Origin of the sequence: Niallia sp. FSL W8-0635 (genome assembly GCF_038007965.1) — a bacterium.
Classification (GTDB): Bacteria; Bacillota; Bacilli; order Bacillales; family Cytobacillaceae; genus Niallia.
Genome location: NZ_JBBOYD010000001.1, coordinates 191,656 through 214,384, shown reverse-complemented (window position 1 = coordinate 214,384; position 22,729 = coordinate 191,656). Strand labels below are relative to the sequence as shown.

General features: G+C 36.1%; 21 protein-coding genes, 5 tRNA genes and 1 riboswitch. Of the genes, 2 read left to right on the top strand and 24 right to left on the bottom strand.

Annotation, left to right across the window (positions count from 1 at the left end):
* Positions 1-72: 72 nt before the first annotated feature.
* Entirely contained in the window at positions 73-825 is a 753-nt protein-coding gene (locus tag NYE52_RS01190) for a MerR family transcriptional regulator (protein WP_341191395.1), read from the top strand.
* 39 nt (positions 826-864) lie between these two features.
* Here NYE52_RS01190 and NYE52_RS01185 read toward each other — a convergent pair whose 3' ends face one another.
* The 18 genes from NYE52_RS01185 to sigW form a co-directional block, all read right to left on the bottom strand.
* Positions 865-2,199, bottom strand: coding sequence for a TrkH family potassium uptake protein (locus NYE52_RS01185; protein ID WP_341191394.1), 1,335 nt, complete (start codon positions 2,197-2,199; stop codon positions 865-867).
* A gap of 185 nt (positions 2,200-2,384) precedes the next feature.
* A riboswitch (cyclic di-AMP (ydaO/yuaA leader) is annotated at positions 2,385-2,535 on the bottom strand.
* Between the two features lie 188 nt (positions 2,536-2,723).
* A complete protein-coding gene (locus tag NYE52_RS01180) occupies positions 2,724-3,227 on the bottom strand; it encodes a hypothetical protein (RefSeq protein ID WP_341191393.1) in 504 nt (167 codons plus the stop codon).
* Entirely contained in the window at positions 3,220-3,696 is a 477-nt protein-coding gene (locus NYE52_RS01175; protein ID WP_341191392.1) for a hypothetical protein, read from the bottom strand. The genes NYE52_RS01180 and NYE52_RS01175 overlap by 8 nt, the downstream gene beginning before the upstream one ends.
* A 214-nt stretch (positions 3,697-3,910) precedes the next feature.
* Complete coding sequence (locus NYE52_RS01170; protein WP_341191391.1) at positions 3,911-4,714, bottom strand: ABC transporter ATP-binding protein; 804 nt, start codon at positions 4,712-4,714, stop codon at positions 3,911-3,913.
* Positions 4,714-5,745, bottom strand: a complete 1,032-nt coding sequence (locus NYE52_RS01165; protein WP_341191390.1) for a FecCD family ABC transporter permease — start codon at positions 5,743-5,745, stop codon at positions 4,714-4,716. The genes NYE52_RS01170 and NYE52_RS01165 overlap by 1 nt, the downstream gene beginning before the upstream one ends.
* Positions 5,742-6,776 carry a FecCD family ABC transporter permease gene (locus tag NYE52_RS01160; RefSeq protein ID WP_341191389.1) on the bottom strand — a complete coding sequence of 345 codons (1,035 nt, stop codon included), beginning with the start codon at positions 6,774-6,776 and terminating at the stop codon, positions 5,742-5,744. Before NYE52_RS01160 ends, NYE52_RS01165 begins: the two co-directional genes overlap by 4 nt.
* The gene (locus NYE52_RS01155; protein ID WP_341191388.1) at positions 6,777-7,826 is read right to left on the bottom strand and encodes an iron-siderophore ABC transporter substrate-binding protein; all 1,050 of its coding nucleotides are present in this window, start codon (positions 7,824-7,826) and stop codon (positions 6,777-6,779) included.
* Positions 7,827-8,155: 329 nt separating this feature from the next.
* Positions 8,156-9,022, bottom strand: coding sequence for a hypothetical protein (locus tag NYE52_RS01150; RefSeq protein WP_341191387.1), 867 nt, complete (start codon positions 9,020-9,022; stop codon positions 8,156-8,158).
* Between the two features lie 45 nt (positions 9,023-9,067).
* On the bottom strand, positions 9,068-9,781 hold the full coding sequence (locus tag NYE52_RS01145) for a DUF3885 domain-containing protein (protein WP_341191386.1): 714 nt from the start codon (positions 9,779-9,781) through the stop codon (positions 9,068-9,070).
* 217 nt (positions 9,782-9,998) lie between these two features.
* Entirely contained in the window at positions 9,999-10,259 is a 261-nt protein-coding gene (locus NYE52_RS01140; RefSeq protein WP_445669129.1) for a DUF3243 domain-containing protein, read from the bottom strand.
* 230 nt (positions 10,260-10,489) lie between these two features.
* Positions 10,490-11,722 (bottom strand): CynX/NimT family MFS transporter, encoded by a 1,233-nt coding sequence (locus tag NYE52_RS01135; protein WP_341191384.1) that lies wholly within the window; start codon positions 11,720-11,722, stop codon positions 10,490-10,492.
* A 239-nt stretch (positions 11,723-11,961) separates the two neighbouring features.
* Positions 11,962-12,531 (bottom strand): helix-turn-helix domain-containing protein, encoded by a 570-nt coding sequence (locus tag NYE52_RS01130; RefSeq protein WP_341191383.1) that lies wholly within the window; start codon positions 12,529-12,531, stop codon positions 11,962-11,964.
* A 300-nt stretch (positions 12,532-12,831) separates the two neighbouring features.
* Positions 12,832-14,634: a glutamine--fructose-6-phosphate transaminase (isomerizing) gene (gene glmS / locus NYE52_RS01125; RefSeq protein WP_341191382.1), complete on the bottom strand. Its 1,803-nt coding sequence runs from the start codon at positions 14,632-14,634 to the stop codon at positions 12,832-12,834.
* Positions 14,635-15,273: 639 nt separating this feature from the next.
* Positions 15,274-16,626: a phosphoglucosamine mutase gene (gene glmM, locus NYE52_RS01120; RefSeq protein WP_341191381.1), complete on the bottom strand. Its 1,353-nt coding sequence runs from the start codon at positions 16,624-16,626 to the stop codon at positions 15,274-15,276.
* A gap of 42 nt (positions 16,627-16,668) precedes the next feature.
* On the bottom strand, positions 16,669-17,979 hold the full coding sequence (locus NYE52_RS01115; protein WP_341191380.1) for a CdaR family protein: 1,311 nt from the start codon (positions 17,977-17,979) through the stop codon (positions 16,669-16,671).
* The gene (gene cdaA, locus NYE52_RS01110) at positions 17,972-18,796 is read right to left on the bottom strand and encodes a diadenylate cyclase CdaA (protein ID WP_341191379.1); all 825 of its coding nucleotides are present in this window, start codon (positions 18,794-18,796) and stop codon (positions 17,972-17,974) included. The genes NYE52_RS01115 and cdaA overlap by 8 nt, the downstream gene beginning before the upstream one ends.
* A 355-nt stretch (positions 18,797-19,151) precedes the next feature.
* A complete protein-coding gene (locus NYE52_RS01105; RefSeq protein ID WP_341191378.1) occupies positions 19,152-19,802 on the bottom strand; it encodes an anti-sigma factor family protein in 651 nt (216 codons plus the stop codon).
* 17 nt (positions 19,803-19,819) lie between these two features.
* Positions 19,820-20,383 (bottom strand): RNA polymerase sigma factor SigW, encoded by a 564-nt coding sequence (sigW, locus tag NYE52_RS01100; RefSeq protein ID WP_341191377.1) that lies wholly within the window; start codon positions 20,381-20,383, stop codon positions 19,820-19,822.
* 386 nt (positions 20,384-20,769) lie between these two features.
* Between sigW and NYE52_RS01095 the strand changes: the two genes are divergently transcribed.
* On the top strand, positions 20,770-20,937 hold the full coding sequence (locus tag NYE52_RS01095) for an aspartyl-phosphate phosphatase Spo0E family protein (RefSeq protein WP_341191376.1): 168 nt from the start codon (positions 20,770-20,772) through the stop codon (positions 20,935-20,937).
* A 97-nt stretch (positions 20,938-21,034) separates the two neighbouring features.
* Here the strand turns inward: NYE52_RS01095 and rocF are convergent, their stop codons facing one another.
* The 6 genes from rocF to NYE52_RS01065 all read right to left on the bottom strand — a co-directional run bounded on the left by rocF (position 21,035) and on the right by NYE52_RS01065 (position 22,726).
* Positions 21,035-21,931, bottom strand: a complete 897-nt coding sequence (rocF, locus tag NYE52_RS01090) for an arginase (protein WP_341191375.1) — start codon at positions 21,929-21,931, stop codon at positions 21,035-21,037.
* Positions 21,932-22,234: 303 nt separating this feature from the next.
* Positions 22,235-22,307 (bottom strand) — tRNA-Lys (locus NYE52_RS01085).
* A 1-nt stretch (position 22,308) separates the two neighbouring features.
* Positions 22,309-22,383 (bottom strand) — tRNA-Gln (locus NYE52_RS01080).
* A gap of 44 nt (positions 22,384-22,427) precedes the next feature.
* Positions 22,428-22,511, bottom strand: a tRNA-Tyr gene (locus NYE52_RS01075).
* A 34-nt stretch (positions 22,512-22,545) separates the two neighbouring features.
* Positions 22,546-22,621 (bottom strand) — tRNA-Thr (locus tag NYE52_RS01070).
* Between the two features lie 29 nt (positions 22,622-22,650).
* Positions 22,651-22,726 (bottom strand) — tRNA-Val (locus tag NYE52_RS01065).
* Positions 22,727-22,729: the final 3 nt, after the last annotated feature.

The following is a 22,729-nucleotide window of genomic DNA, read 5'->3' as shown; positions in this document are numbered from 1 at the left end:
AGTTGGTTATGTTACATTTAGTTTAAATGGTAACGTTACGTAACCTGCAAGCATTTATTAGGAGGAATTATAATGAATTTTTATTCGACTGGGGAAGTTTCCAAAAAATTAACTATTTCATTGCGAACGCTACGATACTATGACGAAATTGGATTGGTTGTCCCTTCTAAGAAGGAAGATAACGGAAAAAGATTGTATAACGATGAGGACATTTTTTTACTTGAAAAAATCATTTTACTAAAGTCCGCCTCTATCTCTTTAAACGATATAAAGCAGATTATTAACCACATCACGATTTTTGAAACACTCACCATTCATAAAGAACAATTAGAAGATCACATCCAACAGCTTCAACAATCCATTAATTATACGAACACACTACTTAATATTCTTAAACTAGAAGAGGAGCTACAATGGAAAGAGTTGATTCCTTTATTTGCAGAAGAACAGCCAGCATTAAAAAAGAAAGATAAAATAATCAAGTCCATTTTTAATAAGGAGGAACAGAAGATCCTAAAAGAAAAGCTACCAAAATTAGAAAATGATCCTAGAGAATTAACGAAATGGATTCATCTCATTAAACGAATTGAACGATGCCTAGAAGAACAAAGAGCACCCCATTCAAAAGATGCACAAATGATTGCAGAAGAGATTCTCTTACTATCTGCAGAAACATTTAATGGAGAAAAGGAATTGGAAGCTAAATTTTGGGAAGTTCGTAAATCAGAAAAGGCTTCATCCAATCTAAATCTCTATCCTATAAGAAAAGAAATTATCGATTTTTTGGAAGAAGCCATTCTTATTTATGAAAAAGAGAAGCTTTAATGAGTAGGAGAGTTCTCTTTCCATAGATATGAACTCTCCTCACCCTGTTAAAATATCTTCTTTCGGATAACGAATCTTTGATTGATTTGGTTTTGCTAAAGAAAAGGCTAAGGTTAACGGTCCTATTTTTCCGACGAACATGACAAAAACAATCACCATTTTCCCAATCGACGTTAATGTAAAGGTTAATCCCATCGATAAGCCTGAGGTTCCAAAAGCAGATACTACTTCAAACACGATTGCGAGGAACCTTGCATTCTTCTCGGTTACATCCAAAATAAAAATGGCTATAAAAATGACAGAAAGACTAATAATCGTAATGGCTAATGATTTTACAACGGTTCTATCATCTATGGATCGATTAAAAACAACGATTTCGTCTTTGTTTCTTAAGAACGAAAGAACAGATAATACCATAGCAAGGAAGGTTGTTAGTTTAATCCCCCCGCCAGTAGAACCGCTTCCTGCCCCAATAAACATAAGCAAAATCATTAAAAACAAGGTTGATTCATTTAAGCTTCCAATATCCACTGTATTAAAACCAGCTGTTCTTGGTACTACGCCTTGAAAATAAGCAGCTTGGATTTTTCCAGACCAGGATAAATCTCCTAATGTTTGAGGATTATCATTTTCAAAGCTGAATACAAGAAGCACGGCAATGACATTGATGACAATCGTCCCAACTACCATCAGCTTTGTATGCAGAGTTAGTTTTCTAAACTCCGATTTCTTCCACAAATCAAACACAACTGTAAATCCTATTCCCCCAACAATAAAGAGAATGGAAATAACGATATTAACGACAGGGTCTGCAACATACCTCGATAAATTATCCGGCCAGATTGAAAACCCAGCATTATTAAAGGAGGAAATAGAGTGAAAAATTGCTGCATATACACCTTTCCCCCATCCCATTTCCGGCACCCATCTAATTGCTAAAAGTATAGCCGCTACACTCTCGAGAATAATAGAAAATAAGAATAGCTGCTTCGCTAATTTAATAATTCCCCCCATAGACGTTTGACTTAAAGCTTGCTGAATGAGAAGACGTTCTTTAAATCCAATCTTTCTCCCTAAGGTCATGAAAATTAAAACAGCAAACGTCATGATTCCTAATCCACCAAGTTGAATTAAACATAATATCACAATTTCTCCAAATAGAGTAAAGGAGGCTCCCGTATCAATAACTGCTAAACCAGTAACTGTCATAGCAGAGGTCGCTGTAAATAACGCATCTGTCCATGAAATACTTCCTGTTGTAGCTAAAGGTACTTTTAAAAGGAGTGTACCTAGTAACGTGAAAGCTAAAAATACCAAAATAAGAATCTGAGGCGGACTTAAAGCAATTATATCCTTTTTCTTAGGAACCCTCATTTTTTCCCCTTCTTCCTTCCAACATAACGTCCTACAAAATAATCATTGTATTTTCATAGCTTGTGCAAAAATCCATTTCGCATAATTTATCATCCCGAAATTTCAAATGAAAATCCGCACACAAAAAAACCACAGAGGTATCCCCCCTGTGGTCCATTAATTAAGCAATGAGCACAAGTTTCGATTCACTCTTCTTACAACGCTTACGAAGTTAGCAGTCGGATTCGGGTCTAAGAATAACCCTACCTTTACAAAAAGGATTCACCCCAAGTGATTACTCACAAAAAAATTGGGTCCTCCGTTCCTCATTCATTGAGGATTCAGCGATTTGAAATTTATTATTTTTTTGTATCTTACTCCTGAAAATAGAGGTTTGTAAAGGACTATTTAGGTTAAAATTCAAGCAAAAACAAGGAGAAATATCCTCTTCTCATTCGCATTCTTTCTTTTTCAAATCATGGCTATTATTTATGCTTATTAAGACATCCAAGCAGCATAATCTAATTGTCCTAACTAACTGATACCTAATATTGTTCCTCACCATAGTCTTTAATCATTCTATAAAAGATTACCCAAATACTAATTACTAATAAATAAATAACAAAAGAATAATAGATGGTATATCCATGTTGATAGTGAAAAATACCAATGATACCGCAAAGCCGCTCTACCCCTACACTTACAAGTGCCCATCCTAAAATATACACCAGGATAAAATTGGGTTTGATGGTAAAGAAATCGTATAAATAAAAGAAAAGATAACTGATTGGTGCATACATCACATGAGATAGAAAATCCATTAGTTCAAAGGAAGAGCTGTCATTGATTACATAATAACGAACTGGTAATACACTTAAAGTATGATCAAACAAGAAACCAAAAAAGACACCACACATGAGATAAACACTTGTTGTCTTTTTGGAAAATCGTTTTGGAAGTATGAACACCACCAAGAATCCAACGATGAGTGAAATGATAATAATCCACTCATTCGTATTAAAACTACTATCATAACGTATTTCATTCATTATTTTGACTTTCTCCTTTATCTAGACCAATAAACCAGCGAGCTACCCACCATACTACTAGCATAAACACCACATACATAAGAGCTGAGTAAAATTCATTCCATTTATGAAAAGTTAGGATTCCGGTCCACAAATATATTTGGTCTTCCAAACATAAGAACACAAGAATGGTTGCCGCTCCTCCCCATCGCCATTTTGCCTGCCAATTAGAATGAAATACACATACAGACAAAAGAATCTGAAAAGGTATCACAATAAAGCGACATATATACATGGCAAAAGAGCCTTCTACACTTCGAGTAAGTGGCACCCATTGCAAATTAACATCAAGGATTGTGAATAGGGTAATAGTCGATATTCCGATGATAAAGTACAAAAAAATCATTTCAGTAAGTGTTAACCCTTTGGGAACAATAGCAAATACAATCAACACTAAACAAGCTAACAATGCTAGAATAGCGAGGGACATGATAATCATCCTTTAAGTTGGCATATAACAGGTATTATTCCCAAAAACCACACCAATATTTATAAAATAAAGACTTCTCTAGAGAAATGTTCTAAAGACCTTCATTCCAAAAGTGCATTTGGATTAAATACGACATCTTAAGCATATGAAAAACCCTTCAAGCTTTAAAACATTTGAAGGGTTTTATCCATAAAATACGACTATATTTGAGAACCTATATTTTAACGTGATATCTTCCTTTAGGAACAACCAAAGGAGTACCAGAAACCGGATCATTAATCACCGTACAATTAAGACCAAAAATATCTTCAACCAATGTACTTGTAATAATATCTTCCGGTTTTCCTTCCCCTACAAGTTTGCCTTTTTCCAGTGCAAAAATATAATCCGCATATCGCGCCGAAAGATTAATATCATGCAATACCATCACAATAGTTGTCCCATATTTCCGATTTAAATCTGTTAATAGATCTAAAATTTCTACTTGATAAGTGATATCTAGGAAAGTTGTCGGCTCATCAAGAAATAAAATATCTGTTTGCTGGGCTAATGCCATCGCAATCCAAACACGCTGCCTTTGACCGCCTGACAGTTCATCAATATCACGATTAGCAAATTCTGTTATCTTCATCATTTCCATTGCATCAGCAACCGCTTCATAATCCTTTTTTGACCAACCACTTAAGAACGTTTGATGAGGGAATCTCCCTCGACCAACTAAATCTGCTACTTTTATTCCTTCTGGCACAATAGGCGATTGCGGTAAAATACCGAGAATTCGAGCTAATTGCTTTGATGGAATTTTACTAATCGATTTTCCATCTAGTGTAATAGTTCCAGACGAAGATTTAATGAGATTGGATAGGGTTTTTAAGAGGGTTGATTTCCCGCAGCCATTCGCTCCGATAATAACACTGATTTTATTATTCGGAATTTCAAGCTCAATATCTTGTAATATCATTTTATTATCATAGCCCGATGTTAACTTTTCCGCTCGAAATTCATGTATCTTTTCCATTACAATTCCTCCTTTCGATTCATTCGGATTAATAGCATGATTAAGTATGGAGCACCTAGAATACCGGTGATAACACCTACAGGGTATCTCGCAACAAACGCAAACTGTCCAATAAGATCAGATGCCAAAACTAAAATGATCCCTACAAGACCTGCTGGTATAACACTAGAAAATCCAATGCCCACTAGTCTTTTTGCGATAGGTCCAGAAAGGAATGCGACAAATGCAATAGGCCCTGTTGTAGCAGTAGCTAAAGCAATGATTAGTACCGAACTAATAATCAAAATAACCCTTGTTCTATCTGTATTAACACCAAGAGACGTTGCTGTTTGTTCTCCAAGCTCTAACATATCTAATCGCTTTCCGAGGAAAATGATGATAGGTGCAAAGATAAGAACGGTAATCATAAGGGCATAAAGATTTTCCATTTTGGCTCCATTTAAACTACCACTTAACCACCTCATTGCTGTAGGAACATCATGATGTTGTCCGATAAGCAATAAATAAGATATTACAGCATTTAGCATTGCTTGAATTCCGATTCCAATTAAAATTAATCTACCAATGGAAAAGGAAGTACCTTTTGATAATAGAAAAATAACAACTACTGTTGCTAGTCCACCGATAATGGAAGCAATCGAAACAAAAGCACTACTTGCATGCAGAACAATAATACAAAAAACAGCAGCAGCACTTGAACCCGCTGTTATTCCGATAACATTTGGATTCGCTAAAGGATTGCGAAGCATCGTTTGAAACACATATCCAGAAATACCAAAAGCAAATCCCGCAAACACTCCCGCAATCATTCTTGGAAAACGGATTGTTCCCACTGCAAAGGAGGCTCCTTTTACTTGCTCACCTAACAATACACTGATTACATCCCCAACAGGATAAATCGTGTTTCCTAGCATAAGCATCGTACCGCATAGCACAAAAGCAATGACGGCAAGGAAGCAAGTCACAAATATAAAACGACGACGTCTTTTTATTCTACCTACCATAATTAGATTAATCGATTCATTCATCATAACGCACGCATTTTCGCTTTCATAGTAATTAAGATTAGTATAGGAGCACCAATAAATGCCGTAACAACGCCTACTTCAAGCTCACCAGGACTGCCAAGAATTCGACCAAATACATCTGAAATGGTTAATATAATTGCTCCTGCCACAGCTGACATAGGGATAATATAACGTAAATCAGGACCAATAAGGAGTCGAATCACATGTGTTGCAAGCAGACCGATAAAGCCAATTGGACCCGCTAGTGCTGTTGCTGCCCCACACAATAATACGCCTCCAAATGCCGCAATAAGTCTAAGTGTTCCCGTCCGTACACCTAATCCTGTAGCTACCTCATCCCCTAGTGCTAAAGCGTTTAAGGCAGGAGCAGAAAAAAAGGCGATTAGAATACCTACAATTAGAAAAGGAATGAAAATAGAAATAGAATCCCAATTTCCAGCTCCAACACTGCCTACCTGCCAAAATCTAAATTGATCCATCACATTGGAACGCGGAATCATAATGGCCATTACAAGCGATGATAAGGCTGCACTTGTCGCAGCTCCCGCCAAAACGAGTTTAAGGGGGGTGGCACCGCCACTCCCCATCGAACCAATTCCGAATACAAAAATGGCAGTTAAAACCGCTCCTGCTAATGCAAACCAAATGTATTGACCAGCAGAACCAATATGAAAAAAGGATATTCCACAAACAACGAATAGTGCCGCACCTGTGTTCACTCCTAATATGCTAGGATCTGCAATCGGATTACGCGTGACAGATTGCATAAGAGCCCCAGAAACTCCTAATGCAGCACCACACATTAAACTAAATACAGTTCTAGCAATTCTTTGGCGAACAACATTTGCCCCGTGGGACTGCACTTCTGGATGGAATAATCCATCCAGTATTTCATTCCAGCCAACTGCACGAGATCCAAAAGCAAGAGACGCCAATATACTTATACCAAGTAAGACAATAGAAAGTAAAAGTACACTTATAAACTTTCTCGGTAATACTAACTGCTTATTTTTTAAAACGGATGTATGATCCATTTAGTTCACTTTACTTACAGCTTCTGAGAGTAATTTTAAGTATTCATCTAAAGTGTATTCAATAGAGAGTGTACTTGGTGTTCCTGCTGCTGCAAGTGGAGTATTATCCTCAATAATGACAACAGACCCTCTCTCTACCGCTGGAATTTTCCCATAGATTGGATCAGCCTGTAAAGCTGCAAGTGTTTCGTCATTTCCATACGATACGAAAATATCTACATCATTTAATATATCTGCGTTTTCAGCACTTACTTCCAAATAGAAACTAGCTGGATCCGTAATTTGACTTGTCATACTTTCCGGATATTCCATTCCTAACTCTGTAAGGAATTCACCTCGTGGATCTGTTGGTGAATAGATATAAAATTTCGATAAGTCAGCACCATTAACACTTACGAATGCTGCTTTTTTTCCTTTCAATTCAGGAAATTCATTCGCTTTATCTGCAATGAATTTTTCTGTATCTGCAATAAGCTGCTTTCCTTCTTCTTCCATGCCCATTCCCATTGAATTGTACGTTACTTGTTCACGCCAAGACGCTACCCAAGGACTAGTTTGATAGGCAACAACTGGTGCAATTTCACTTAAAGTATCATAGTCTTCTTGTGTAATACCGGAGTAAGCTGCAAGAATGACATCTGGATTAGAATCAGCAATTGCTTCAAAATCTAAACCATCTGTATCCTGGAAGATATTCGGATTTTCTTCCCCTAATTCTTTTGCTTTCTCTGCAGTCCAAGGTAACATTCCGCTATCATCTTGAACACCATAGTTTGCTGCGGAGAAACCTACAGGCACAACCCCAAGAGCAAGAGCAACATCTTGGTTAGACCATGCAATCGTCGCAACACGTTCAGGCTTTTCTTCAATTATACTCTCCCCAAACGCATGTTTAATCGTTAGTGGATATTGGGAATCTGTATTTGAATCATTCGATTTTTCTTCATCCGATTTCGAGGATGACTGACTGGAACAACCTACTAGTAAAAGAATGGCAACAATAGAGAATATGAAAATATGAATAAATGGCTTTCTTTGTTTTTTAAACATATGTATGTCCCTCTTTTTCTAAAATTTTATAACAACAAATGATTATCATTCTCAATTATAATACTTGTTTTCTATTTTTCTGTCAATTAAAAACAGTAAGTTATAGTAGAATTTTGCAATCTTTTGGCGAGAATTTTCAATAGCAAATAAAAGAGGGAATAAAATCAATAGATTACTAGTGGGATTATAATGATTTTAGACATAATTAAAGAGGATAGGACATAAGTTCCCAGCCAAATATTGGCTATTTCAATTTATCCCATCCTCTTTAAATGATCATTAGCTTTTACCATATTCCATTCCGTTTCTTGCAAGCGGAATGGAATTTCTTAATGATTGTTCACTTCAAAAAGATCATAATAGCGTTCTTCATCTAGTTCTTCTAGTTCTAGATCTAAATCAAACCACTTCCGTGTTTCTTGATCCATTTCACCTACAATAAAAGGAATATTATTTTCCTGCGATATTTTCTTTATTCCAACCATTTCCTCTAAACCAGACTCTGTCACTTCTGCAAACTGATAAACTACATCCTCTTTTTGATTACTACGTTGAAAGGTTACTTTCCATGTGAACCTAGTTTCATCGGAACGCCTATTCAAGTTTGCATAATGAACATGCGGTTCCACAAAAACACTTTCTATCTCCTCATAAGCTATAATGTCTTTCTCCCCTTTCCAGTTGCTTGATACTAATCCCTTTTCTTCATGTATCCCCCTATAATCAGAGAACATGAAATAATGGAATGCACTTAAGAAAATAACAGTCCCTAAAATAATCATATTTAATAATCTTTTTCGTTTTATTCCCGGGCTAAGAAATCGAATAGCAAATAGGACGATAAGAATCATAAAACCAACAAGCGCTAACACTCCTAAATCACCTGATGCTGGTTCATAAGTAATAAACTGTTCATCTATAAAAGTAGTTTCCTTCAAATCCTGATAACTATCAAATAAAACCATTAGTAAAGGGAGAATAAAAAAGAAAAATAGGTAAATGGAGACCCAACGCTTGCCTCTCTGTTTAAATGCATATTTTGAAGTTCTGATTAGTTGACCACTAATAAAGAGCGGGAAACTAATCACCCATAACAGGATATTGGCAAAGATAAAATCATCTTTAAAGCTCAAAGCACTGGCAAAAGCTAGAACTAAACTAATAATAATCATTACTATCCCACTGATTTTTCTCATACAATCCCCCTGATTGTTAGTTGCACTTATCGAACCTTACTACAATTATCTCCCATCTTGATTTTCAGATACATGCGGTCGTGAGCTAAACAGCCCTTCTATCTTTTCCAGATAATATTCATCAACCCAATCCCTATATTTTCTATATAGAGGGTGTAATGTTTCGATATTCTCAGCAATAACTTCGCACCCTCTATCATCATAAATGAAAAAGATAATATTCTTTGTAACATTTATTAAAAATATATCTGGTTCATAACTATAATAAGGATTACTTAATCTCGGTTTTAATGAAGGGAAATCCTGATTACAAATTGCCTGAATAAGCAATGGATAAATAATATCTTGCTTTGTACATTCTAATGAAAACTGAGAAGTGCAATAATCAAGTGCCTCTTCTTCTTCAAATAGATAAGGAAGCGTTTCTTGCTTTAAGGAAAATAGTACATCTTTGCTTTTTATGTAATAGTTATAAGCCTTTATTTTCTTCTTTCTTCTTCTTGCATCATCTTTGTACCAATAAATATTGGTAACGAAAAGGAACTTATCTTCCAATGCGAAAAGATGATGAAAAAGGGAGATTGCTTGATGATAGACAGTGCGAAAATAAGCAGGATTTAACTTCTCTTTCCCCTCCTTCAATGGATAAAGTTCTTTAGCAAATTCAAAATGAATGCCTCTGTTGTTCCATTGCTGATTAAGACCTGGCTTTAAAACAAGGCCAGGAAAAGTAGAATCTATATATTCTTTTACGTTCATTATTTCTGCCCTCCACTTTATTACACTCTATTTCTATAGTTAAACTTTTCTAATCCAAGCATATATAATGACGCTTCTCTATTTCTCTACGAAAAACTTAATCATTTGGTCTCATTTTATTTTAACTTTTTACCAAAAAGAAAACTCGCCATATAGGCGAGTTAGTCTATTCAACCAATTCTTTTATCATCAAAAGAGATTTAAGCTCTAAAAAATATTAATTAGCCAATTTCACAAGCATATGGGCTAATTTATGCCGTTCTTCTTCATTTCCTACCTTCCAAAGTTGCTGAAGAAGCGCTTCCTCCCGATTTTGCGGTTCCGAATTTTTAGCAAGATAGCCAGCAACTTTTTCTGCACCCTTCGCTAATTGTTCTTCATCCATGCCGAGATTTTTCCCTAATTCTATTTTGCTGCTAAGATAAGATTTGAACTCGTTAAAATTCACTAGCTTATCGTGGATTGCTTTTCTGTCCATATCCTTCACTGTTTCTTCTACCTTGTTGGGATCTGCATTATAATTATTCATCAATAATCCTCCCTCCAATTGTTTTAGTCCCTTATCTATTCCCTCGAGAGTCATATCGAAACTTTATAGTAGTTTAACAATAAGTTCCAATTTCCCATTGATCTCCTTCCGTTTCCTTAAGCACTACAAAAAACGAAGGTATAGCAGGATATGCACTGCCAAAACCTTCGTTTCAAAAACTATTTATTATTCGATTTAACATTGCCTACATATTGATTTCTAGCTGCTCCTAACCCAAATACAAAGAGTAATAACGACGCACCAACCAAAATAAACAGTGTCGTATTCCAGCTATTTGTTACATCATGTAAATAACCGAAGAGGGTTGGACCGATAGCAGCGAGTAAATAGCCAACTGATTGAGCCATACCAGATAGTTCTGCAGCCTGCCTAGCATTCTCTGTTCGTAAGCCAAAAAACATCATTGCTAAACTGAATGCAAAGCCTCCTCCAATACCTATCATGACAATCCACCATACAATTAAACTCGAACTTCCGTAAATTAATCCAAGTGTTCCCGATAATAGTAAGACAGTAGTTATAATTACCAAGGAATGCTGGCTTTTCATACGCCCTGCAATAATTGGAACGATAAAAGTAAATGGAAGTAACGCTAATTGCATAACAGAAAGCAACCAGCCAGATTTGTCTGAACTTATTCCTTGTTGTTGTAAAATCTCAGGCAGCCATGCAATAAGTATGTAAAACACCATCGATTGTAATCCCATAAAGAGTGTCACTTGCCATGCTAGTGGAGAACGCCACAAATTCACTTGACTATCAACTACTTTATTTTGAACAGTCGCTGTTTCCGTGTTGAGATGTTTTACTTGAGGAAACCAGAATAAAATGGATAGGAAGCTTAGCATCCCCCAAATCCCCAATCCACCTTGCCAACCAAATCCTAGCCCAATGGCAATTGGAACACTAATTCCAGAAGCAATAGCACCTAATAGGTTCATAGAAATGGAATATACTCCTATCATTAATCCGATTCGTGTTGGAAACTCTTGTTTAATAAGACTAGGCAATAATACATTAGAGACAGAAATGGCCAACCCTAGAACAGCAGTACCAATATATAAAGGAGCAACCCCTCCTGATAGGGAACGTAAAATAATTCCTATCGTAAGAAAGATGATAGACGTCATAATCATGACTTCTACACCAAATTTACGAGCTAATTTAGGTACCATTGGTGAAAAAAAGGCAAAAGATAACAATGGCAACGTGGTAATCATACCTGCCATTGTGTTGGAAATATGCATATCATCCCTTATAAATCCAACTAAAGGACCAACTGAAGTTAATGGAGCTCTTAAATTAACAGCAATAAATATAATGCCTACAATAATCATCCAAACTGCTGATTTACGAACACCTGGATTTGATCGTATATGTTGATTAATCATAATTTCCCCCTGATTTTTAATATCCATATGAATATTAATGGTTTTTCATTCATTACTTTGTAAAGTTAGCTACTTGAATATAACGATATATTAAAATATATTTTATATGAGATAATGAATAATATAATATACCAAACAGTGATTGTCTATTCTTTTCTCAAGGAAATTGGAGAGACAGAAAATACCCCCTATTTACTTAAGCAATAGAGGGTCACTATGGGCGGAAAAAGAAATAGTCACTAAATCCCGTATTTCAATAAAATATGGAGAACAACAACTTTATCGGTATTATTTATATAGGAATGCATTCCATTTGCATCAAAACTAATAGAATCATATTCATTTAAGGTGTATGACTTATTATTTACATTAATAGTTATGGTTCCCGACATTACCGTAGCAAGTTCAGTCGTATTATGGTGATGCTTTTCTGAATGATAGGAACTATTCGGCTGTAAATAGGCACGATACATTTCCATCCCATCATTTGGATTCTGGAAAATTGGCTCCACTGCCCAATTTCCGCCAGCCCCTGAAATTCTTAACCCGCTCCCAGCTCGCGATACAGTCACACTGTTTCCCGATGAAAATAAAGCCATGAGAGGGATAGATAAACTTTTCGAAATCTTCCATAATACACCGATTGTTGGATTGGTTTCTCCCCGTTCAATATTTCCCAGCGTCAGCTTACTCACACCTGATATCTCAGATAAATTTTCGAGACTCAACCGCCTCTCTTTTCGCAATTTTTTAAGAACTGTTCCAACTTGAATAACTACCTGCTTTGAATCATCTTTTTCTAAAGTCATTTTCATCCTCCATTGATACTTTATAGAAAATATATAGTGAAAGTATTATCAACAATTTATATGTTATAGGTAACTATATTGTATATTATTTTATATAATTATCTGTATTCACAGTAATAATATTTTCTATTTCCAAAAAATTAAGTAAAATCTAGATATTTGCTATTAGGGGAAAAAATTAATTAGATGCACTGTGGAGTTCCGGGAAATCATATTAAATTTTATGATCTAATATCACCATTTTGGACAAAAAAACCGAAGGCATGCCCGAATAATACCGGACAGACCTTCGGCTATAAATTACTCCACCGTAACACTCTTAGCCAAGTTACGTGGTTTATCTACATCACAACCTCTATGAAGTGCTGCATAATAAGCAATTAATTGTAATGGTACTACAGAGATAAGGGGTGTTAACAGGTCGTGCACAGCTGGTACGATGTAGCGGTCGCCATCCATTTCTAACCCTTTCATAGAAATGATGCAAGGATTTGCTCCACGGGCCACTACCTCTTTTACGTTACCACGTATGCTTAAGTTAACACTTTCTTGTGTTGCTAATGCGATAATAGGTGTTCCATCTTCAATTAAAGCAATCGTTCCATGCTTTAATTCTCCACCTGCGAAGCCTTCTGCTTGGATGTAAGAGATTTCTTTTAATTTTAATGCACCTTCTAAACCAACATAATAATCAATTCCACGTCCGATAAAGAAAGCGTTTCTTGATGTTTCAAGATATTCCTTGGCGATTGCCTCAAGCTCTTCCTTATCTTCAAAAATAACCTCCATTGCATTTGCAATGATGCCTAATTCATGAATAAGGTCAAGATCTACGTCATAGCCTTTGCTTTTCGCTATTACTTCTGCAAGTATAGATAGTACAGCCATCTGCGAAGTATAAGCTTTAGTAGAAGCTACAGCAATTTCAGGACCAGCATATAATAATAAGGTGTGGTCAGCTTCACGAGACAGTGTGGAGCCTGGTACATTTGTGATTGTTAGAGTTGGATAACCCATTTCTTTCACTTGTACAAGTACGGCACGGCTGTCTGCTGTTTCTCCACTTTGCGTAATGAAAATGAATAAAGGTTTTTCCGAAAGCAATGGCATATTGTAGCCAAATTCACTAGCTACATGTACCTCTACTGGAACTTTTGCTAATTTCTCAATAAATTGCTTTCCAAGAAGACCGGCATGATAAGATGTTCCAGCAGCAACAATATATAGACGATCTGCAGCATTTACTGCTTCAACAATCGCGGGGTCAATTGTTAGCTTGCCATCTTTATCTTGATATTCTTGAATGATTTTACGAATAGCTACTGGCTGTTCGTCAATTTCTTTTAGCATATAATGAGGGTAAGTGCCTTTTTCAATATCACTAGCATCTAATTCAGCCGTATATGCTTCCCGGGAAATAATTTCTCCCTCTAAAGTCTCGATTGTTACACCATCTTTTGTCACGATAACAATTTCTTTATCCACTAATTCTACATATTGATCTGTTACTTGAAGCATAGCCATTGCGTCACTAGCAATAACATTGAAGCTTTCTCCTAAGCCAATCAATAGGGGACTTTTATTTTTTGCTACATATATCATATCTTTGTTTTGCTCATCTAATAAAGCAAAAGCATAAGACCCTTTTAATAAGTTTAATGTTTGAACAAAAGCTGCCTTTACATCACTTCCAGCTTCAACAAAATGTTCAATAAGTTGAACTACTACTTCTGTGTCTGTATCACTTATTAAAGAAACATCAGCAAGATATTCTTTCTTTAATAAGTCATAGTTCTCAATTACTCCATTATGAACAATTGTGAAACGTTCTGAAGCACTTTTATGTGGATGAGCGTTTAATCTGCTTGGTACACCATGTGTTGCCCAGCGTGTATGGCCAATTCCTGCTGGTGCAAATACATCTTCGTCCACAATATTACGAAGGTCTGCAATTCGTCCTTTTTCTTTAAAAACTTGAACTCCTTCTCCATTGCTTAAAGCAATACCAGCTGAGTCATAGCCTCTATACTCTAGTTTTTCTAAACCTTTTAATAAAATCTCTTTCGCATCCTGGTTTCCAATATAACCAACAATTCCGCACATACTTCTTTTCCTCCGTTCTAAGGGAGCAAGAAGTCACTATTTAGGGAACAAACTTGCTCCCTTATCTCTGATTATTTTTTTCATAAGTTGTATTACTATCATTGTTAAAGTTTCCATTCATGCGTTCATATTCCCTTTGGAAAAACAGATAAAAACGAAACAATGTAAAATAATACTACTTAAAAGAAATGCTCTTGTTATTAGCATGCCCTACTCTTTGTGCATTAAGTTGCCTTAATGTTTTAAAGTAGTACTTACGATTGGCTAACACAACCGGGAGGCATCCGCCGAAAAATCGATTAACCTCCTCCTCGTCAACTAGTTTCGTGTCGTCCATCACTAGTTCAGGCGCTTCAATTCCTATTTTCACTCCAATCCTCCTTGTTAACAGGTTTGCTTTTCAAAAAGCAATTTAATCATACCCTACCTAGAATCTTTCCGTCAAATACATTCCTATGACAAAATCGTAAATTTTTATTTCACTAAGTGAGGTAGGATACATTCCCGACACGAAAGCGGAAAAAATAATAGGGTAAAAAACATTCCATCTAAAATGTCTTTCACCCTAATAATGTATTCTACCGTGCTAAATTCGTTCCTAATTGCATAGAAATTAGAATAAGCTCTTTATTGTTAAGCTTATTCTTCTGGTAAACCCATTTCATCTTTCACTACTTCCGAAATTACATTTACATAGGCTTCACATAATTCCTCTGTTGGAGCCTCCGCCATGACGCGAACAAGCGGCTCAGTACCAGAAGGTCGAACCAATATTCTACCATTTCCATTCATATCTTGTTCCACTTTAGCAATAACTTCTTTTACTTTTTCATTATCTGTTACATGAAATTTATCTGTTACTTTGATATTCACTAATTTTTGCGGGAATTTTTTCATTTCTCCTGCAAGCTCAGATAATTTTTTCTTTGTTACTTTCATAATGTTAACCAATTGCAATCCAGTTAAAAGACCGTCACCTGTTGTGTTGAAGTCAAGGAATATAATATGGCCAGACTGTTCTCCGCCAAGGTTGTATCCATTATTACGCATTTCTTCTACTACATAGCGATCGCCAACAGCAGTAGGAATACTCGTGATTTGGTGCTGTTCTAAAGCCTTATAAAAACCTAAATTACTCATTACAGTAGAAACTACTGTATTGTTCTTTAGTCTTCCGGTCTCTTTTAAATACTTAGCACAAATGTACATAATTTGATCGCCATCTACTATATGTCCATTTTCATCAATAGCAATCAAACGATCTCCATCGCCATCAAATGCTAATCCGACATCCGCTTCTTTTTCCAGAACAAACTTAGATAGGGCCTCTGGATGTGTCGAACCTACTCCATCGTTAATATTTAAACCATTCGGCGAAGCACCCATAGTAGAAATATCCGCATCTAAATCTGCAAATAAATGCATTGCTAAGGAAGAAGTGGCTCCATGTGCACAATCAAGTGCAATATGAATTCCTGCAAATTCTTCATCCACTGTTTGTTTGAGAAATTGTAGGTACTTCTGACCGCCCTCGAAATAATCATCGACTTGACCAAGGTCAGCACCAGTTGGTCTAGGCAATGTATCTTCTTCTTTATCGATAAGTGCTTCAATTTCTAACTCTTGCTCATCCGAAAGCTTAAAGCCATCAGGACCAAAAAATTTAATTCCATTATCTGCGACCGGGTTATGCGATGCAGAAATCATTACTCCCGCCTGTGCTCCTAAAGCCTTGGTCAAATAGGAAACACCTGGGGTTGAAATAACACCTAAGCGCATTACCTCTGCACCAATGGAAAGTAATCCTGCTACAAGCGCACCTTCCAGCATATGTCCGGAAATACGAGTATCTCGTCCGATTAATACTTTTGGTCTATCGTGGTCTTTTGTTAGGACGAAACCACCATATCTTCCTAGCTTAAACGCTATTTCTGGTGTCAGCTCACTATTTGCAACACCTCGTACTCCGTCCGTACCGAAATATTTACCCATTTCTAAATCGCTCCTTCTAACTAGTATAGATCACGTTTTATGTTAAGCTTCTTTATTCGTAATAGACACACTTGCTGTATCAATCGCAAGTTCCCAATCTATATCTTCAGGTCCATCTACTTTAATAGGAACTTCATGGTCCCCATCATCCATTCCGGTTAAATCTAAATAGAGATTAAAATCAGAGGCACTTAATTCCCTTATCCTGTTTTGTTCCCCAGAAATACGAAGACTTGTACTACTACTTCTCGGATTATCAATGGTTGCTTCCAAACTACTATTCAATCCTTGAATACTAATTGGAACACTGCTTAACGTTTTTGTTTCTATATTTTCTCCCGCTGCAGTTTCCTCCGAATCTGGATCCTTCTGCTCTTCCTCATCCTGTTCTTCTTCCCCAACAGTTACTTTCACCGTTACCTTGACAAGCTCTGGATCGACAGCTGTTACACCATTAGATATGATGACGGGTAACGTTAATTCCTCATCTTTTTCAATGCTACTTAAATCAACCTCAACTCTTGTGCTTTCCACTTCTTTCAAAACATCCTCTGGTCCGCTGATGGTTGCTTCCTTTTTATCTAATGTGATGGAATCAATCGTTATATTTGCTGGTGGCGTACCTTGCTCCACAATATTGATAGGTACTGTTTTACTCGTTCTTTTAACAGGAATATTCACTTCTACTGTTTCTGGTTCCACTTGCACATTCAATTTATTTAAACTACTATCCAAAACGGAAACCTGTGCTTGCTGACTAACCGTCTCATTTGTGTTTCCATCAAGATTTACATTTGCCTTTACATAAGCAATTTTTTCAATGTCTTCCTTTGCTCCTGTAACCTTAACTGTTTTAGGTTCAATTTTCGGTGTTCCAGCTGAGTAGCCCTTCTCAATAGCATTACTACTATATTCTGCTTCTACTGTAAATTCTTTTGTAACCTTTTCTTTTAACGTAACTTTTATCGTTTCAGGATCAATTGTTGCTTTCACTTTATCTGATAAATCCTTTATTAAAAGTGGAACAGTTTTACTGCCTAATTCTGCATTTGCTAAATTAACATATACTTCAAAGTCTTTTTTCAGTTTTGCCTGTTGTATATGAACTGTTGGTCCTCTTAATGTTACTGTTACTGTTTTTGGAATACCTGTCACGACAACATTTTCTGTATCGTAATAGGCAGTTACTGGAATATCCTCTAACACGGCTGTTTCTGAATCACCAGGAACGTTAACATCTGTTGAACTTTCGTTGGGATCATATGCATAGGAAAAAAGTAAAAGGGCAAAAGCCAAAGATAATACTTTTGTAAACCAATTTTTACCTATCACATTATTAAACAGTTTATTCATTTTTCTTCCCCTTCCAGCTCCACTTACTTGAAGTGGTTTGTTTGGTAGAAGGTGTTATCAGGGCACTAGATAACATTTCTCTGAAAGCATCTAGTTTCAATTCTCTATGCAAATCACCGTTTTTCGTTATAGAGATAGCACCCGTTTCCTCTGAAACAACAACGGTCAAACTATCCGTTACTTCACTAATACCTAGTGCAGCTCTATGTCTAGTTCCTAGCTCTTTTGAAATAAAAGGACTTTCCGATAGAGGAAGGTAACATGCAGCTGCAGCGATATTCGATTTTTGTATAATTACCGCTCCATCATGCAGTGGAGTATTCGGAATAAAAATATTAATCAATAACTCTGAAGATATCTTTGAGTCCAGAGCAATTCCTGTTTCTATGTAATCACTCATCCCTGTTTCTCTTTCAATCGTGATTAATGCTCCAATTCGTCGTTTAGCCATATAGTCTACAGCCTTTACAATCGATTCCACTAATTGCTCTTGTAGTTCATGTTCCTGAACTACAGACCTAGAGAAGAATTTTCCTCGCCCTAGTTGCTCAAGAGCCCTTCTTAATTCTCCCTGGAAAATAATAATAAGTGCTAATGCACCCCATTGTATTACCTGTTGCATCATCCAGCCTAATGTTTGTAATTGAAAATAGTCACTTAACATCTTTATGATTAAAATAACAAATATTCCGTTCAACAACTGGACAGCTTTCGTCCCACGGATAATTGTAATAATTTTATAAATGACATACCAAACAAGGATAATGTCTACTGTATTCGCTAAATATTTTAAAAAAGGGAAATCTGCAAACGACATTTTCCTTCCTCCAAAGTATATATTTCAAAAGTTGCTTCCTACTACACAGAAATAAAATCTTCTATAAATAAGTTTTTATATAATCATCTATATAGAATAGAGTGGGATAAAAAACCTACAATTATCATATTATAACACAATTCAAATTAATACAAAGAAAAGCACAAGCAAGATCTAGAAACTGTTGATTGTCCATATTATTAGTATATGTGTCTCCTTTGTAATTAGCCCTCTTTTTAATGGAAAGAAGAATAGACTAAACCAGGAAGGGGAAATCTTCAAGACGTAATATCTTTGACGACTATTTCCAAATTTCCCCTATCCTTTTATACAAATGAAAAGAACCCTGCAATCGTTAAATTGCAGGGAGGCTATTTTTTTCTTTATTATCTTCTTTACTAAATAACCCCGTAAAATCGGTTACTGTTTTCTTTATATGATACCATAACCATTCGAATACTTCGTTCACTTCTTTTATTTCTCCGGTCACTTGGCTAGCAGAAGCCATGTACTTCTTCCCATTAATTACTGTTACATTTCCGTCAACTTGTCCCTCTATTTTAATATCACCATTTCGAACGATAATATCACCTTTTACCGTTTCTCCCTCGGGTACAATAGCCGTATTATTTTCTACTATTAAATTGGACTGCTTCGAAACAGAAAATTGATGATCTTCATTCCATGCCGACATTAAGCTTGATACCATTAAAATAAAGAATAGAGAAGCAGCAGCAAGCATAGGATGATGCCGCAGCCAACGTTTCACTTTTACTCGTTTTGGCTCTTCCGGCAACCTTGCAAGTATAGATTCCGTAAAGTTCATAGGCGCTTGGATATGAGACGTACTTTGGACCAGTGCGATCGTTTTCTTCAGTTCATGAAAATGTGTTGCACATTCTTCACACTGATCTAAATGCTCCTTTAATTCTTTTAAATGAGCTTCTTCTATTTCTTCATCAAGATATTGATGCATATAGGAAATAATCTTTGTTGAACAAGTCATATAATTCACCTTCTTTATCAGACATACCGTAATTGTTTTCTTAACGCTTCTCTTCCCCTGTGGATGCGCGTTTTAACTGTTCCTAAAGGAAGCTCCAGAATTTCACTTATCTCGTTTAAAGAAAGCTCTTCGATATACTTTAAAACTATGACTGCTCGATACTTTTCAGGAAGCTTTGAAATTTCCTGTTGTATCATGGCTTGTAGTTCCATGCCTTCTACATCTTCCTCAGGCAATCTACCATCCGATGGAATTTGTGAATACATATTTAGGCCGTCTGTACCTGGAACTTCCGCATCAAGATAATAATCCGGCTTTCTTTTTCTAATACGGTCAATACATAGGTTTGTTGCGATTCGATATAACCATGTCGAAAACTTATATTCCATATTATATCGATGGATATTAACATATGCACGAATAAAAGCTTCTTGTGCTAGATCCTCCGCTTCATGCCTATTTCCTAGCATCCGATAACAAATTTGAAACACTTTATCTTTATATAGCTCGATTATGTCACCAAATGCATTTTTGTCCCCTTTTAAAACTTGTTGAATCCTTTTTTTTACGATTGCTTCCATCTATTTACCTCCGCTCTAGTGCGGCTAATCGATTTACGAATCGACAGCAGGAAAGGTTTCATTTTTTCTCAAAAAAAATTTTTTATGTATTTAAAAACACGCTATTTTCATTATGTATGTTTTAAATAAATTTAAAAATATGCTTTAGAAAACAGCAAAAAATAGATCCCTTTCAAGAAGTGAAAATTCTCCCTATTATGCACATCTATCTTTTTTAGGATACTCATTCTTATTTTAACAAATAATGCCACATAATGTTTAAAATTTTTAGAATTGGTTATAAAAAAAGTAATAATATGCTAAAATCAAGACAAGCAATATTTGGATATTTGAAGCTCTATAAAAAATGAAGAAAAAAATTAAAAAACATATAGAGGGTGAAACAAATGAGTGATAGAAAACTTTTAAAAGACATTGAAGAACATCGTGAAATGATGATCTATTTGGCAAACACCACTTCTTTTTCACACCCAAAAGTTGTTGACTTAAGTACAAAATTAGATTTGTTATTAAATAAATATGAAAAATTATGTAGTGAATTATCTATAAAATAATAATAAAAAGGTAACTTTAATCCACTTATCATATGAAAAGTAGCGCACTTCCATTCCTACTTTTTTAGATTTCCGAATAAAGTTACCTTTATGAACATTATAGTAGTTTCTCCCCAAATAAAGAGCCCATCAATGCTACTGCTAACGATGCCGTTTTATTTCTTTCATCTAGTATAGGATTGACCTCTACGAATTCAGCAGAAGTAATTAGTTCTGCTTCCGCTAACATTTCCATGGCTAAATGACTTTCCCTATAGCTTAGTCCTCCAGGTACTGGTGTCCCAACACCTGGGGCATCCTTGGGATCAAGTCCATCTAAGTCTAGAGATAAATGTACCCCATCTGTTTTACCCTTAAAAAAACTAATTGTTTCCTCCATCACCTTCGTCATCCCTAACCTATCTATCTCGTGCATTGTAAATACTTTTATACCCAATTCTTTTATAAGCCTGCGCTCACCTTCGTCTAAAGACCTTGCCCCAATGATCACTACATGCTCAGGTTTAACTTTAGGAGAAATCCCTTGTAAATTAGTTAAAAGTTCATGTCCATACCCTAAACTAGCAGCAAGTGGCATTCCATGAATATTTCCAGATGGCGATGTTTCTGCTGTATTTAAATCACCATGTGCATCATACCAAATGACCCCTAGATTTTTATAATGCTTAGTCACACCTGCTAATGTTCCGATTGCAATACTATGATCGCCACCTAGGACAAGCGGAAAAGACTTCGATTGAATAATTTTATCCACCATTTCTGCAAGCATTTGATTTTTTTCAGCTATTAAATGAAGATTTTTAAGATTGCTCTGTTTATCTATTATTGTTTCTGGTCTCCCTACAGCAATATCGCCCCAATCTTCAATAGAAGAAAATAGCTTCGATAATCTTTCAAAAATACCCGCATAGCGAATAGCACTAGGTCCCATATCTACACCTCTGCGCATTTGTCCAAGATCCATAGGCATCCCAATAATAGTCAGCTTTCTCATAAAAATCCTCCCCATCCCTCGTGTCTATTTTCCCTTTATTGTACCTTTTTCCAAATCGATGACTCAACTTGACATTTTTATGTATATATATGCGAATATTCAAAAAAGATAGTGAGGAAATCTCTCCTTTATTTCCTAAGAAAGGCAGAGAAGGTATGAGATTATTGGATTTTTATTCTAGTGTTATCCTTGTTCAAACTTTTGAAGCAATTTCTTCAAAAAATCCAATATATAAAAATAGTTCTGTTATATCTATAAGTCAATGAACAAAAAAACCAAACACTAATGTGCTTGGTTTTAAGATGAGCCATGGAGGATTCGAACCTCCGACCCTCTGATTAAAAGTCAGATGCTCTACCAACTGAGCTAATGGCTCGTGGCTGGGCTAGCTGGATTCGAACCAACGAGTGACGGAGTCAAAGTCCGTTGCCTTACCGCTTGGCTATAGCCCAAAAATATAAAAAGGACATATATTTTAATATTGTCCAATGATAAATGGTGGAGGGGGACGGATTCGAACCGCCGAACCCGAAGGAGCGGATTTACAGTCCGCCGCGTTTAGCCACTTCGCTACCCCTCCGATATTCAAACTAATGACAATTTTTTTAATAAAGTGGTGCCGGCTAGAGGACTTGAACCCCCAACCTACTGATTACAAGTCAGTTGCTCTACCAATTGAGCTAAACCGGCAATACATTTTATAAACTTTTTAAAAATAATGGTGGAGGATGACGGGATCGAACCGCCGACCCTCTGCTTGTAAGGCAGATGCTCTCCCAGCTGAGCTAATCCTCCATA